The 13,045-nt window shown below is 70.7% G+C and carries 14 protein-coding genes and 1 other RNA gene; 2 read left to right on the top strand and 13 right to left on the bottom strand.

Annotated features, from left to right (window positions below):
- Positions 1–502 precede the first annotated feature (502 nt).
- Positions 503–844 (bottom strand): YbaB/EbfC family nucleoid-associated protein, encoded by a 342-nt coding sequence (locus ACLBKU_RS16945; RefSeq protein WP_410180750.1) that lies wholly within the window; start codon positions 842–844, stop codon positions 503–505.
- Between the two features lie 13 nt (positions 845–857).
- Complete coding sequence (locus tag ACLBKU_RS16950) at positions 858–2,657, bottom strand: DNA polymerase III subunit gamma/tau (protein ID WP_410180751.1); 1,800 nt, start codon at positions 2,655–2,657, stop codon at positions 858–860.
- Positions 2,658–2,782: 125 nt separating this feature from the next.
- On the opposite strand from ACLBKU_RS16950, the gene ACLBKU_RS16955 reads away from it, so the two are divergent.
- Positions 2,783–3,277, top strand: a complete 495-nt coding sequence (locus ACLBKU_RS16955; protein ID WP_410180752.1) for a DUF4188 domain-containing protein — start codon at positions 2,783–2,785, stop codon at positions 3,275–3,277.
- A gap of 11 nt (positions 3,278–3,288) precedes the next feature.
- On the opposite strand, the gene ffs is transcribed toward ACLBKU_RS16955, so the two are convergent.
- From ffs to ACLBKU_RS16975, 4 genes are all read right to left on the bottom strand, one after another.
- An RNA gene (gene ffs, locus ACLBKU_RS16960) (signal recognition particle sRNA small type) lies at positions 3,289–3,383 on the bottom strand.
- Between the two features lie 35 nt (positions 3,384–3,418).
- A complete protein-coding gene (locus ACLBKU_RS16965) occupies positions 3,419–3,697 on the bottom strand; it encodes an ETC complex I subunit (RefSeq protein WP_410180753.1) in 279 nt (92 codons plus the stop codon).
- 15 nt (positions 3,698–3,712) lie between these two features.
- Positions 3,713–6,148 (bottom strand): ATP-dependent helicase HrpB, encoded by a 2,436-nt coding sequence (hrpB, locus tag ACLBKU_RS16970; protein ID WP_410180823.1) that lies wholly within the window; start codon positions 6,146–6,148, stop codon positions 3,713–3,715.
- A gap of 20 nt (positions 6,149–6,168) precedes the next feature.
- Complete coding sequence (locus ACLBKU_RS16975) at positions 6,169–7,179, bottom strand: polyprenyl synthetase family protein (protein WP_410180754.1); 1,011 nt, start codon at positions 7,177–7,179, stop codon at positions 6,169–6,171.
- Between the two features lie 68 nt (positions 7,180–7,247).
- Between ACLBKU_RS16975 and ACLBKU_RS16980 the strand changes: the two genes are divergently transcribed.
- A complete protein-coding gene (locus ACLBKU_RS16980; RefSeq protein ID WP_410180755.1) occupies positions 7,248–7,568 on the top strand; it encodes a chorismate mutase in 321 nt (106 codons plus the stop codon).
- A gap of 6 nt (positions 7,569–7,574) precedes the next feature.
- On the opposite strand, the gene ACLBKU_RS16985 is transcribed toward ACLBKU_RS16980, so the two are convergent.
- The 7 genes from ACLBKU_RS16985 to ACLBKU_RS17015 all read right to left on the bottom strand — a co-directional run bounded on the left by ACLBKU_RS16985 (position 7,575) and on the right by ACLBKU_RS17015 (position 13,017).
- Positions 7,575–7,964 carry a hypothetical protein gene (locus ACLBKU_RS16985; protein WP_410180756.1) on the bottom strand — a complete coding sequence of 130 codons (390 nt, stop codon included), beginning with the start codon at positions 7,962–7,964 and terminating at the stop codon, positions 7,575–7,577.
- 72 nt (positions 7,965–8,036) lie between these two features.
- Complete coding sequence (locus ACLBKU_RS16990) at positions 8,037–8,969, bottom strand: hypothetical protein (RefSeq protein ID WP_410180757.1); 933 nt, start codon at positions 8,967–8,969, stop codon at positions 8,037–8,039.
- Positions 8,966–9,613, bottom strand: coding sequence for a sigma-70 family RNA polymerase sigma factor (locus ACLBKU_RS16995; RefSeq protein ID WP_410180758.1), 648 nt, complete (start codon positions 9,611–9,613; stop codon positions 8,966–8,968). The genes ACLBKU_RS16990 and ACLBKU_RS16995 overlap by 4 nt, the downstream gene beginning before the upstream one ends.
- Before the next feature lie 34 nt (positions 9,614–9,647).
- Positions 9,648–10,991 carry a sensor histidine kinase gene (locus ACLBKU_RS17000; RefSeq protein WP_410180759.1) on the bottom strand — a complete coding sequence of 448 codons (1,344 nt, stop codon included), beginning with the start codon at positions 10,989–10,991 and terminating at the stop codon, positions 9,648–9,650.
- A 127-nt stretch (positions 10,992–11,118) separates the two neighbouring features.
- The gene (locus ACLBKU_RS17005) at positions 11,119–11,796 is read right to left on the bottom strand and encodes a response regulator (RefSeq protein WP_410180760.1); all 678 of its coding nucleotides are present in this window, start codon (positions 11,794–11,796) and stop codon (positions 11,119–11,121) included.
- A 120-nt stretch (positions 11,797–11,916) separates the two neighbouring features.
- Positions 11,917–12,225: a PepSY domain-containing protein gene (locus ACLBKU_RS17010; protein WP_410180761.1), complete on the bottom strand. Its 309-nt coding sequence runs from the start codon at positions 12,223–12,225 to the stop codon at positions 11,917–11,919.
- Positions 12,226–12,273: 48 nt separating this feature from the next.
- Positions 12,274–13,017, bottom strand: a complete 744-nt coding sequence (locus ACLBKU_RS17015) for an SIMPL domain-containing protein (RefSeq protein WP_410180762.1) — start codon at positions 13,015–13,017, stop codon at positions 12,274–12,276.
- Between the last annotated feature and the right edge of the window lie 28 nt (positions 13,018–13,045).

Below are 13,045 nucleotides of genomic sequence, written 5' to 3' on the forward strand. Positions count from 1 at the left end.
GTTGCGGACATCGCACGGGCCCACCCCCAGCCCCTCCCGCAGGCGGGAGGGGAGCGAGACTTAGCGCGCCGTAGGTGCGCTTAGTCGCAGCGGGGTGGGCATGAGGGAGCGTCCGGAAACCACCCATCGCCAGACATAAGCGGGGCCGATGCGCGATCCCGAAAGCGGCATTGCGGCTTCGCCCTGCCCGCTATGGATTCACTGCCTTTCAAGTTCCAGTCCCACATCAGGACCAATCGTCACCCCAGCGAAAGCTGGGGCCCAGGGCGGCAAGTCTTGCACCATGAGGCCCTGGATCCCAGCTTTCGCTGGGATGACGGTATTGTGGTCAATCCGCCCCCTTTCGGCCACTCGCCGCGCCTCAACAGCGGGACCCCGGATCAAGTCCGGGGCGACGCTAGAGATAGGCTGTGGTCACTCCAGCCCCGGCAGGTTGAACCCCGGCGGAGTCCCGATCGAGAGCCGCCGCTCGCAAGGCAAGCGGGGCGCTTGCAGGCGAGGCTTATCCCAGCCCGGGCAGGTTGAACCCCGGCGGCAGGCCCATCGAGCCCTGCATCTCGCGCATCTGCTGCTCCGAGACGCGGTCGGCGCGGTCGCGGGCGTCGTTGAAGGCGGCGGCGACGAGGTCTTCGAGGATCTGCTTGTCGTCGGGCACCATCAGGCTGTCGTCGATGCTCACGCCGAGGATGCGGCCCTTGGCGCTGGCGCGGACCTTGACGAGGCCGCCGCCGGCGCTGCCCTCGACCTCGATCGCATCGAGCTTCACCTGCATCTCGTTCATCTGCTTGCTGATGGTCTCGGCGGCCTTCTGGGCGGCGGCCATCATTTCTTCCATCGACTTCATGAGGGGGTCTCCATCAATTCCAGGGGGGACTACCGGCTGCGGCGCGCAGCGGTTCCGCCGCGATCAGCTCGGCATCGGGAAAGGCTTCAAAGGCGGCCTTGACCAGCGGGTCGGAGCGGATGCGCGCATCCTCGGCGGCAGCAGCAGCCTCGGCGGCCTCGCGCAGGCTCGGCTGCGCGGGGCCGGTGCCCCGCTCGATCTGCCAGCGCTTGCCGGTGACCTTGAACAGCGCCTCGCGGATATCGGGCGCGGGATCGTCGGGGAAGCTGTCGGCGGGCTGATAGACGAGCCGCTCGGGCGCAAGCTCGATCACCCGCACCCGGTCGCGCATGATCTGGGCGACGCGCAGTTGGCCCGCGGCGTCGACCTCGTCGACCAGCGCGGCCCAGCTCTGGGATGGCGCGGCGGCGACAGGTGCCGGTGCGGAGGGAGCGCCCTCACCCTCGGGCGCGGCGGCGAGGCCGTTCGCGGCGAGTTCCTCGATGCGCTTCGCTAGTCTGCCCGGATCGGGCATCTGCGCGGCGTGAAGGATGCGCAGCAGCGCCATCTGGAGCGAGACCAGCGGATCGGGGCCGGTGCGCACCTCGTCATGGCCCTTGAGCAGGAGCTGCCACAACCGGTGCAGCTCGCCTGCCCCCAGCCGCGCGGCGAAACCGGCGAGCGCTGCGCGTTCGTCCTCGGTCGGCGCATCGGGCTCGCCGCCGGCGACCTGCGCGAGGGTGACGCGGTGGGTGAGGTCCATCAGCGCGCGGATCAGCGCGACCGGCTCGACGCCGAGGGCATATTGCTCCTCGACCGCGGCGAGCATCGCCTTGGCGTCGCCCTCGAGGAGGTGGCCGAGCAGGCGCCGCTGCGCGCTCTTGTCGGCGAGCCCGAGCATGTCGCGCACGCGGGTCGCAGCGACCTTGCCCTCGCCGCCCAAGTCGGCATGGGCGATTGCCTGGTCGAGGATCGAGAGCCCGTCGCGCACCGATCCTTCGGCGGCGTTGGCGATGATCGAGAGCGCCTCGGGCTCGGCCTCGACTCCTTCGAGCGCGCAGACCTTGGCGAAGTGCTCGGCGAGGAGCGGCGCGGGGATGCGCCGCAAGTCGAAGCGCTGGGTGCGGCTCAGCACCGTGACCGGCAGCCGGTCGACCTCGGTGGTGGCGAACAGGAATTTTACGTGTGGCGGCGGTTCCTCAAGTGTCTTGAGCAAGGCGTTGAACGCATTGCGCGACAGCATGTGGACTTCGTCGATGATGTAGATCTTGTAGCGCGCCGAGACCGCGGCGTAGCGAACCTGCTCGATGATCTCGCGCACGTCGTCGACCCCGGTGTTCGAGGCCGCGTCCATCTCGATCACGTCGATGTGGCGCCCTTCCGCGATCGCGGTGCAGGGCTCGCACACCCCGCAGGGGTCGATCGTCGGGCCGCCTTGGCCGTCGGTGCCGACGCAGTTCAGCGCCTTGGCGATCAGCCGCGCGGTCGAGGTCTTGCCGACCCCCCTCACCCCGGTCATCAGGAAGGCATGGGCGAGCCGGTCGCGGGCGATGGCGTTGGCGAGGGTGCGAACCATCGCCTCCTGCCCGATCAGCTCGGAGAAGGTCTGCGGCCGATACTTGCGCGCGAGCACGCGATAGGGCTGCGCGGCGCCAGCGGCAGCCCGAGGGGGCTGAGCGGGCGCTGCTGGCGCAGCGTCGGGCGTGGCCGCTGGCGGTTGCGCGGCTGCGCGCGGAGCGGGATCGCCGAACAGCGCCGATTGACCCGCCGCCTCGAGTTCCGCAGCGGTCGGGCCGGTCTCTTCTTCGGGCAGTTCGGGATCGGAATCGCTCATCACCGGGGCATCTTAGGCGCGCTCCCCGCCAATGTCGAAGGCTTGGAGGCGATCTTCACCGGCAGGGCGCTTGACAGATAGGTTTCAATTTGCAATCTAAATAGCGGGAGCAGAGGAGAGCGCCGATGAGCATCATTCCGGGCCGCATGACCGACAACCACTCCGGCCCGCTGGTGGTCTTCGTGATCGGGATGCGCATCAACCACTTCCACAAGCTCGGCAAATGGCTCCCGGTGTTCCGCGCGATGGGGCCGATGCTGGCAGAGCTCGCCGCCAATCCGGAGAGCGGCTTCATCGGCAGCGAATTCGCCTTCTGCTCCTTCCGCCAGGTCCTGCTGCTGCAATATTGGCGCGATTTCGACGCGCTCGAGGATTACGCCCGCAACCGCGACGCGCAGCACTGGCCGGCATGGACCGCGTTCAACCGCAACATCGGCAAGGACGGGACGGTGGGGATCTATCACGAGACCTATGCCGTCGCGGGCGGCGCGCACGAGAGCGTCTATGCCAATATGCCGCCCTTCGGCCTCGGGCGCTTCGCGGGGGTGGTTCCCGCCACCGGATCGCGCAACGCGGCGCGCGAGCGGATGCGGACCAGCGCAGGAACAAGCGAGGCATGAGTTCTGGCGCGCTGGAAGGAGCCGGGCGACCCGTCGCAATCCACCTGGGCTGCTGCCTTCCGGCCCTGACCCGGTGAGCAGACGCAAACGTCCACCCGACTCCCGGGCGGGCATATGGCCTCACCCGGGCGGTTCGTCAACTCAGCGGAAGTTGTCGGCGTAGGCCTGGAGCTTGAGCCGCTTGGGCGGGGTCGGAATGACGCGCGCGGGGATGCCGTATCTCTCGGCATAGGCGCGGGCCGCGTCCTTGTCGGGGAAGGTCAGGCGCACCTGCGACTGGGTGTCGCCCGTCCCGGTCCAGCCCATCAGCGGGTCGGCGAAGCGCGCCTGCGACTGCTCGAATTCGAGCACCCACTCGTCGGTATGCGCCTTGCCGGACTGCATGGTGTGCTTGGGCTTCTGGTAAATTCTCGCGCTCATGGCGCGCGCCTTAGATCACGAATCGCCGCGGTTGAAGGCGTTTTTGGTCTTGAGGCTCGGCTTTTCGAGCCACGGGCGGTCGGGCCAGCGGTGCTTGGGATAGCGGCCCTTCATGTCGCGCACCACGTCGGCCCAGCTGCCGCGCCAGAAGCCGGGGAGGTCGCGCGTCGACTGGACCGGGCGCCCGCCGGGGCTGGTGAGCTTGAGCAGCAGCGGCGTCGCCCCGATCATCGGCTGGGCGTCGAGCCCGAACAGCGCCTGCACGCGGACCTCGACGCTGGGGGCGTCGTCGCCGGCATAGTCGATGAGGTGACGGGTGTCGGCGGGCGAGGTGAAGTGCGTCGGGGCGGCGCGGTCGAGTGCCTGGCGGGCGTGCCAGTCGAGCAGGCCCAGTGCGGCCTCGGCATAGCGGTGCGACGGCAGGTCGAGGTCGCGCCGCCCGGCGAGCAGCGGGGCGAGCCACTCCCCGGCCCGCTCGCGCAGTGCCTCGGGCGCAAGTGCCGCTATGCCGGCGAAGCGGGCGCGGGCGAGGAAGCCCTCCGGAAGCAGTTCCCCCAGCTTCTCCAGCGCCTTTTCCACGAGGATATCCACAAGCAGCGACGGATCCGGGGAAGGCTCGGGGATGCTCGCCAGCACGATCGCACCGAGGCGCCGTTCGCGCCGGGCCTCGACCCGATCCTTCTCGCCATTCCAGCGAGTTGTGACGCGCTCCTGCAGTTCCTCGGCAAACAGCTGGGGGATGCGCTCGGGGGCCAGCTCGGCCCCGGCAGTGATGCGGGCGCCCTTCGCCTGGCCCTGCGCATCGGCGATGACGATCCATTCCGCCCGCGCGAGCGGCGAGGCGGGATCGAGGATGTAGCCCCTCCCGCCCGCGCTCAGCCAGTGCTGGCCCGAGGCATCGCGGCGGCGGGCGACGAAGTCGGGGCGGGCGAGCGCGAGAGCCTCGGCAGGGTCGGTCGCGGGGGCGCTGCCGACGACGGTGCAGAGCCTCTCCGCCTGGCGTGCCCAACCCTGCGCAATGCGCCCCGCCGAGACACTCCGCGCCGCGCGGTCGCCGCGCCACCGGGCAAGACGCTGGACGAGGTCCTCGCCGCGCCCGCCGAGGCCGCGTTCCTGGAGCAGCATGACGAGGCGCGCCGCGTCCTCCCCGACGCCCGCACACGCGCCGTGGAGCACCGCCGCGGCCTGGTCGGGCGCCATCGGCAGGGCGGCGATCGCCTCACCCAGCGGCGTAACCCGCCCCGCTTCGTCGAGCGCTCCCAGTGCCTTGAGCGCGGTTCCGGCGGCCGCGACCGAGGCCTCCGGCGGCGGGTCGAGCCACGGCAGGCTCGCCGGATCGGCCGTGCCCCACTTCGCCAGCCGCAGCAGCAGCGGCGCGAGGTCGGCGTTGAGGATCTCGGGCGGCGCAAACTCCGGACGGCCGGCGTGCCCCGCCTCCTCCCACAGTCGGTAGGCAACCCCCGGCCCCTGCCGCGCCGCACGGCCCGCGCGCTGCGCCGCCGAGGCCTGCGAGGCGCGCCGGGTGACGAGGTGCGTCGTCCCCGCGGCGCGGTCAAACTCGGCGAGCCGCGCGAGGCCGGAATCAACCACCACGCTCACCCCGTCGAGGGTCAGCGAGGTCTCGGCGATCGCGGTCGCCAGCACGATACGGCGGCGTCGCTCGGGATCGCGGCGGATCGCGGCGCGCTGCGCAGCGGGCTGGACCTGGCCGTGGAGCGCGTGGATCGGGACACCCGAGAGCCGGGGTTCGAGCCGCTCGCGTACCCGCTCGATCTCGCGCACGCCGGGGAGGAAAGCCAGGACGTCGCCGGCCTCCTCGCGCCAGGCAGTCATCACCGCGGCGGCCATGCGATCCTCGATGCCTTGCGAACCATCGCCGCCAAGCCACTTGATTGTCAGGGGAAAACTGCGCCCTTCGCTCTCGATGACAGGTGCGCCATCCCCCAGCAGCCGGGCGAAGCGCGCCCCGTCGATGGTCGCCGACATGACCAGCAACCGCAGGTCCTCGCGCAGCACGGCGCGGGTCTCGAGCGCAAGCGCGAGGCCGAGATCGCTGTCGAGCGCGCGTTCGTGCGCCTCGTCGAAGAGCAGCGCCGAAACGCCGGGGAGCTCCGGGTCCTCGACCAGCCGGTTCACGAGGATCGCTTCGGTGACCACGAGGATGCGGGTCCTGGCGGAGACCTTGCTGTCGAGCCGGGTCATGTAGCCGACCGTCTCGCCGGGAGCCTCGCCGAGCAGCTCGGCGATGCGCTCGGCGGCGGCGCGAGCGGCGACGCGGCGGGGCGAGGTGAGGATGATCTGGCCGGTGCACCACGCCTCGCCGAGGAGGTCGGGGGCGACAGCGGTGGTCTTGCCCGCCCCCGGCGGCGCGATCAGCACGCCCGCGCCCTCGCCCGCCAGCGCGGCACGGATTTCGGGAAGAACGGCGTGGATCGGGAGGTCGGAGCGCATCGCTCCACCCGCGAGCGTGCTCAATGCCCCCGTGCGACCGCGAATTGCGCCGCTTCCGCCATCGCCGCGCGGGCCTTGCCGTCGGGGAAGATCGAGATCGCGTCGATCGCCCGGTGCGCGAAGTGGCGCGCCCGCTCGCGGGTGTCCTCGACCGCGTTGTGCTTGCCGATCAGGTGGATCGCGTGGGCAAGGTCATCGTCCGAGGTGCGGTGGCCGAGGATCGCGTCCTTCCAGAAGCGCCGCTCCTCCTCGGTGCCGCGCGCATAGGCGAGGATCACCGGCAGGGTCATTTTGCCCTCGCGGAAGTCGTCGCCCTGGTCCTTGCCCATCTCGGCCGCATCGGATGCGTAGTCGATCGCGTCGTCGACCAGCTGGAAGGCGACCCCGAGGTTGCGGCCATAGGCCTCGAGCGCGCGCTCCTGCTCCTCGTTGCATTCGGCGACGACCGCGCTGATCTGGCTGGCGGCAGCGAAGAGCGCGGCGGTCTTGGCGCCGATGATGTGGAGGTACTGCTCCTCGCTCGTCGCGATCTGGCGCTGGGCGGAAAGCTGCGAGACCTCGCCCTCCGCGATGATCGCACTCGCCCGGCTGAGGATCGAGAGGACGCGCAAGCTGCCGTCCTCGGTCATCAGCTCGAAGGCGCGGCTGAACAGGAAGTCGCCGACGAGCACGGTCGCGGGATTGCCGAAGATGATGTTGGCCGCCGCCTTCCCGCGCCGGAGCTCGCTGCCGTCGACCACGTCATCGTGCAGCAGGGTGGCAGTGTGGATGAACTCGACCGCGGCGGCGAGCTTGTGGTGGCGGGTGCCCTTGTAGCCGACCAGCTCCGCGCCTGCGAGAGTCAGCATCGGCCGCAGCCGCTTGCCCCCGCCCGAGATGAGGTGCCCGGCGAGGCGCGGGATCAGGGGGATCTCGCTCTGCATCCGCGCGAGGATCACGGCGTTCACGGAATTCATGCCCGCCGCGGTCAGCGACAGCATCGGGTCGAGTGTCGGTGCCTTGCGCGGCAGAGGGACGATATCGGCACTCATCTCAGGGCGGCATTAGGGCGGCCCGCGCGTGCTTGGCAAGCGCAGAATTGCTGCTAGTTTTGCGCTCCATGCCGCATGAACCGCAAGCCTCCGCCGCGCCCGATCCGGTGCCCGATCCCGTATTGGCCGCCTTCCGCAAGAGCATCGACAATATCGATGCGGCGCTGATCCACATCCTCGCCGAACGGTTCCGGATCACTCAGGCGGTGGGCGAGTACAAGGCCAAGGCGACGCTTCCCCCCGCCGATCCCGACCGCGAGGCGCGCCAGATCGCACGGCTCCGCAAGCTGTCGGAAGAGGCCGATCTCGACCCCGAGTTCTCCGAGAAGTTCCTGCGCTTCATCATCGACGAGGTAATCCGCCACCACGAGCGCGCGCAGGCCGGCTGAGGCGGCTCAGCGCTCGCCGGAGGGTTCTGCGGCGGGCTCGGCGATGGGCGGCGCCGTGGGCAAGGGAGCCGGCGCCGGAGGGTTGCGCAGCGCCTCGATCCGTTCGCGCAGAAGCTCGGCCTGTTGGCGGCCGACGCGTCGCTGCGCATCGGTCAGTTGCAAGCCGTGATGCTCGCCGATGGTCGTCCCGCGCCCCGAGCGCGTCAGGGGGACGCCGACGCAGGTCGTGTCTCCGCGCGGGTAGACTTCGCATTGCGGGCCGACGCCGGTCGGGTCGATGACCGTGCCGGTGACCGGATTGCTGAACACGGTGCGCTGACCGGCAAGCGGATCGTCGCTGGCACAACCCGCCAGCGCGAGCGCTGCAATCACGAAACCGTATCGCGCTGAACGCATGACCGCTGCTCCCCTGATGGCGCGAAAACAATCGCTCGCCGCAGGTGAACGCGCGGTGAAACGATTGCGAGGCTACTGTTCGGGCGTGCCCTCGGGAGCAGGTTCGACCGCGGGTGTCGGCGCGGGCGGCGGAGCCAGCCGCGCCTCTCGGCGGGCACGGTACTCCGCGAGGATCGCGGCGCGCTGCTCGGGCGGCATGGCGCGCAAGGCCTCGCGGCGTTCGCGCGGCGGCATCCGCCGCAGCGCCTCGAAGGCCTCGCTGCCCGGGGGCAGCTCGATTGCGGGGCGGAGCAGGTCGCGGCGAGTCAGCGCCTCGCCGGCCTCGAGACGTCGCTGCAGCTCCTCGCGGCGCTGTTTGACCTGCGCGTCGACCGCCTGCTCGCGCCGCGCCTGCGCCGCCTCGATGCGGGCGCGCACGGCGGCGAGCTGCTCGGGTGTCGGCTCGGGCAGGCCGGCAGCACGGCGCCGGGCGAGTTCGTCGGCGATGCGCTGTTCGATCCAGGCGCGGCGCAGCTCGCGTCGCTTGTCGCGCATGGTGTCGACCCGGCGGAAGGCTTCGCCGAGCTCTTCGGGCGTGTCGATCGGTCCGGCGATCCCGACCGGCCCGGGCGCGGCGGCGGGGGTTGGGGCGGGTGCGGGGACCGCGACATCCGCCCCCCCTGCGGGGGCGGCCTTCGCGGAAGCACCGAGACTGGCCCAGACCGTTTCGGCGGCAGGCAAGGGCAGTGCGAGCTGCTGGAACAGGCCGGTCGCCGCCGCCGCACTGCCCAGCGCCACCACTCCGGCGAGGCCGAAGGCGAGCCGCCGCCCGGTGCGCCAGCCGGGCCAGCGCCCGGGACGGCGACGGAGCTCGGGAAGCGGCGCAGCGCGGATCTCGGCTGCAGCGACCACGCGGTCGGCGAAACCGGCGGAAAGGCCCGGAGGCGCGCCGCCCTCGAGCGCGCGGGCGAGCGGGGTGTCCGGCCGGATCGGGCCGCCGTCCTGGTCGAGGGTCTTGATAGTCATTCGCCACCTTCCCGCGCCGCGAGCACCTGCCGCAGGGCCGCGCGGGCGCGGTGCAGCAGGCTCTCGAAGGCCTTGATGTTCATGTCCAACGCCGCCGCCGCCTCGGCATTGGGCAGCTCCTCGTAGTAGGTCAGCACGATCGCCGCACGCTGCCGCTCCGGGAGCGCGGCGATCAGCGCGCGGGCGAGCGCGCCCTCCTGCCGCGCCGCGACTGTCGCGTCGGCAAGCGGTGCCTCGTCCGCGCGCTCGGGCACCTCGCCCTCGGCAAGGCGCCGAGCGCGGCGCAGGCGGTCGATTGCGAGGTTGGTCGCGACCCGTTGCAGCCAGCCGCCGAGCCTCAGCCCTGCCGCCACGCGGCTCCCCGGCGGATGGCGCTCGGCGATCCGCGGAGCCTGGTCCCACAGACGCAGCAGCGCCTCCTGCACGATGTCCTCGGCCTCCGCCGTGTCGCCGGTCATCCGCCAAGCGATGCGGTGGAGACGGGCCGCGTGGGCGGCGATCACCTCGCGCAGGGCTTCAGGATCGCGCGCGGCAAGGCGCGCGGCCCACGCAGCGTCCGCCCCGCCATCGGCGGTTTCCGAAGGGAGCGCGAGAGGCGTGCTGGCGGCGTTCATCGGGTGGTCGTTCGAAAGCTCCTCAGCCATCAACGGCGCTCGCTCCGAAACCCTTCGCGGACGCTCAGTCCGCGCGCGGCAGCCGCAGTTCGACGAGCAGCCCGCCGAGGTCCTCGCTTGTGCCGAGCGTCACGCTTCCGCCGTAGATCTCCGCGACATCGCGGACGATCGCGAGGCCGAGCCCGGTGCCCGGCTTGTCGGTGTCGAGCCTGACGCCGCGGTCGAAGATGCGGGTGCGCTCGGCCTCGGGGATGCCGGTGCCGTCGTCCTCGACCCAGATGAGGCACATCTTCGGGTCCTGCGGTCCCGCGGCCTCGTCGGGATCGACGGTGACAAAGACCGAGCCCCCTCCGTACTTCGCCGCGTTCTCGATGAGATTGCCGAGCAATTCGTCGAGATCCTGCCGCTCGCAGGCGACGGTCGCGGCGCGATTGCCGGCGATGTCGAGGCGACCTTCGGGGTAGAGCCGCTCGACCGCGCGGCGCACGGCCTCGGCGCTTGCCATGACGTTGGTGCGCGCATGGCCGACCGCGCGGCGTCCCACCGCGCGGGCGCGGGCGAGGTGGTGGTCGACGTGGCGTTGCATCGTGCGGGTCTCGCGCATCACGGCGTCGCCGAGGTCCGGCGCGCGCGCGGTCGCGGCGTTGGTCAGCACGGTGAGCGGCGTCTTCAGCGCATGGGCAAGGTTGCCCGCGTGCCGCCGCGCCTCCTCGGCTTGGCGTTCCGAGTGCTCGAGCAGCGCATTCAGCTCCTCGACCAGCGGCTGCACCTCTAGCGGGAGCGGATCGGTGATGCGGTTCGCGCCCGTGGTGCGCAGCTTCTGGATCGCCGCGCGCACCCGCCTCAAGGGCGAGAGCCCATAGCGGATCTGGAGCAGCGCCATGACGAGGAGGCCGAGGCCGAGAACGAGAAAACTCCAGATCAGGATCAGCCGCACCCGGCCGATCTGCGTGTCCATCTGCTCGGTCGCGCTGGCGACCGCGAAGGTCCAGCGGGTCTCGCTGCCGGGGAGGATCACGGTGCGCTCGGCAATGCGCAGCGGCTCGCCGGGGAACTGGTCGGAGTTGTAGAAGTGCACCTCGCTGTCGAAGTGCCCGGTCTTGCTGCTCGCCCCGCGCAGCTTGAGCGTCCGGTCCCACAGGCTGCGCGAGGGCCAGGGCTCGAAATTGCCGCCGCTGATCTGCCAGTAGAGCCCGCTCCCCGGCTCGAGGAAGCGCTGGTCGCCGAGGGTGCGGTAGAACTGCACCTCCCCGAAGGCGTCGATCTCGGCGGACGAAATCATCGCAGTCAGAATGTAGTCAAGCTGGTTGTCGAAATTAGCCTCGACCTGAGTGGTCAGCGTGCGCTCGAGCGCAAGCCCGCCGCCAAGCAGCAGAACGAATATCCATCCTGCTGCGATGAGCCCCATTCTCCGCGCGAGGCTGGTGCGGGCATTGACGTCTGTCGCCAACGCTTGGTCACCGGGCGCGGCGTCACCCTCGCCAGCAGGCAAGGTCGCCGACGCATCGCCGCCCGCCGCCGCCGCAGGTTCCGCCTCAGGCGCGCGGGGGCTCGGCGGGGTCGTCGAGGCTGTAACCGAGGCCACGGATGGTCGTGATCACGTCTGCGCCGAGCTTCTTGCGAATGCGCGTGACGAAGACTTCGATGGTGTTGGAATCGCGGTCGAAATCCTGATCGTAGATGTGCTCGATCAGTTCGGTGCGGCTCACCACCTTGCCCTTGTGGTGCATGAGGTAGCTCAGCAGCTTGTATTCCTGCGCGGTGAGCTTGACCGGCTCGCCGTCGAGCGTCACGCGGCCCGAGCGGGTATCCAGCCGCACGTCGCCGGCGGTGAGTTCGGAGGAGGTGTTGCCCGAGGCGCGGCGGATCAGCGCGCGCAGGCGGGCGATCAGTTCCTCGGTCTGGAAGGGCTTGGCGAGGTAGTCGTCCGCGCCCGCGTCGAGGCCCGCCACCTTGTCCGACCAGCTGTCGCGCGCAGTCAGCACCAGCACCGGGAAGGTGCGGCCCTCGCGCCGCCACATGCCGAGCACGGTGAGGCCATCGATCTCGGGAAGGCCCAGGTCGAGCACTACCGCGTCATAGGCCTCGGTCGAGCCCATGAAATGCCCGTCCTCGCCATCGGTCGAGAGGTCGACCGCATAGCCCTGCCCCTCCAGCGTCGCCTTGAGCTGCGCGCCGAGGGTCGGTTCGTCTTCGACGATCAGAATGCGCATGGTCCACCAATTCCCTGCTTTTCGATGCGCCGGGTCGTGGCCTTTTGCGACAGGGGCGTCAAGCGAGACGCCGCCGCCCGGCCTTGCACTGTCCCCGAGCGAGCGCCCATCGCGGCGGCGTCAGCGCGAACGGCCGATGATCCGGCCGGTGCGGGCGTCGACATCGACATAGGTGACGCGGCCGTCCTTGATGAACTTGAGGCGATAGGCCTTGGCGGTCGAATCATAGGCGAAACCGAGATACTCGGCGTCGCGCATCGAGGGCAGGATGCGCGCCTCGATCTCGCCCGAGCGCATGATGTTGCCCGCCTGGGCCTCGCGCCGCGCCTCGCCCTGCTCGCCGCGCGCCTGTTCCTGCGCCGCGGCAGGCAGGCCCGCCAGGGTCATGGCGGCGAGCGGGATCAGCAGGAGGGACGCGAGCGGTTTCATGGTGCCTTGGTGCCTAGCGCGGTTCCATTGAACAAGCCGTGAATGGCGTCAACCGGCGGGGTTGCCGGCGGTTCCGGTGAGTTCGTAGGTGACCGTGACGCTGACGCCCGCCGCGACCATCCCGGGCTCGACCGGAGCGGCGGCAGCCTGTGCCTCGAAGTTGCGGCCCTTCGCCATCTCGTAAGGACGCGGCCCGGCGGCGAGCCCCTCGCTGATCGCCAGCACCCTTGCGCCCTGGTACCCGAGCATCGCCGCATAGGCCCTGGCCTGCGCATCGGCGCGGGCGACGGCGCGGGCGCGCGCCTGCCCGGTCGCGACGGTATCGTCGGCGATGCTGAAGGACGGCCCGCTGAGGTCGGTCGCCCCGGCCGCGACCAGCGCGTCGAGCACCTTGCCGGTGTCCTCGATCTTGCGGAGGATCACGCTCACCCGATTGGATGCCTGATAGCCGCGGAACACCTGGCGCTGGCTCGCCTGGTCGTAGTCATATTGCGGGTTGAGGTTGATGCCGGTGGTCTGGATGTCCTTGGGTGCGATCCCCAGCGCCTTGATCCGCGCGATCACCGACTGCATCGCCGCCGCGTTGAGGCGCAGCGCCTCGCTGGCGGTGGCGGCGGAGGTGGTTACGCCTGCCCCGATGGTGACGGTGTCGGGGGCGACGTCGACGCTCTCGTAGACCGAGAGTTCGACCACCGGCCCGGTCGGCTGGAGCGTGACCTGCGGCGCGGCTGCGGCAGCGACGGGCAGCGCGAGCGCGCCAGCGGGGAGAGCAAAGGCCAAAGTCTTCATCATGTTGTCCTCCATTCCTCCCCTGATGGCG

Origin of the sequence: Erythrobacter sp. NE805 (assembly GCF_046452355.1) — a bacterium.
Lineage (GTDB): Bacteria > Pseudomonadota > Alphaproteobacteria > Sphingomonadales > Sphingomonadaceae > Erythrobacter.

Coding starts and splice junctions, on each gene's coding strand:
- ACLBKU_RS16945 (WP_410180750.1), bottom strand. CDS start 844: ATGAAGTCGATGGAAGAAATGATGGCCGCCGCCCAGAAGGCCGCCGAG.
- ACLBKU_RS16950 (WP_410180751.1), bottom strand. CDS start 2,657: ATGAGCGATTCCGATCCCGAACTGCCCGAAGAAGAGACCGGCCCGACC.
- ACLBKU_RS16955 (WP_410180752.1), top strand. CDS start 2,783: ATGAGCATCATTCCGGGCCGCATGACCGACAACCACTCCGGCCCGCTG.
- ACLBKU_RS16965 (WP_410180753.1), bottom strand. CDS start 3,697: ATGAGCGCGAGAATTTACCAGAAGCCCAAGCACACCATGCAGTCCGGC.
- hrpB (WP_410180823.1), bottom strand. CDS start 6,148: ATGCGCTCCGACCTCCCGATCCACGCCGTTCTTCCCGAAATCCGTGCC.
- ACLBKU_RS16975 (WP_410180754.1), bottom strand. CDS start 7,179: ATGAGTGCCGATATCGTCCCTCTGCCGCGCAAGGCACCGACACTCGAC.
- ACLBKU_RS16980 (WP_410180755.1), top strand. CDS start 7,248: ATGCCGCATGAACCGCAAGCCTCCGCCGCGCCCGATCCGGTGCCCGAT.
- ACLBKU_RS16985 (WP_410180756.1), bottom strand. CDS start 7,964: ATGCGTTCAGCGCGATACGGTTTCGTGATTGCAGCGCTCGCGCTGGCG.
- ACLBKU_RS16990 (WP_410180757.1), bottom strand. CDS start 8,969: ATGACTATCAAGACCCTCGACCAGGACGGCGGCCCGATCCGGCCGGAC.
- ACLBKU_RS16995 (WP_410180758.1), bottom strand. CDS start 9,613: ATGGCTGAGGAGCTTTCGAACGACCACCCGATGAACGCCGCCAGCACG.
- ACLBKU_RS17000 (WP_410180759.1), bottom strand. CDS start 10,991: ATGGGGCTCATCGCAGCAGGATGGATATTCGTTCTGCTGCTTGGCGGC.
- ACLBKU_RS17005 (WP_410180760.1), bottom strand. CDS start 11,796: ATGCGCATTCTGATCGTCGAAGACGAACCGACCCTCGGCGCGCAGCTC.
- ACLBKU_RS17010 (WP_410180761.1), bottom strand. CDS start 12,225: ATGAAACCGCTCGCGTCCCTCCTGCTGATCCCGCTCGCCGCCATGACC.
- ACLBKU_RS17015 (WP_410180762.1), bottom strand. CDS start 13,017: ATGATGAAGACTTTGGCCTTTGCTCTCCCCGCTGGCGCGCTCGCGCTG.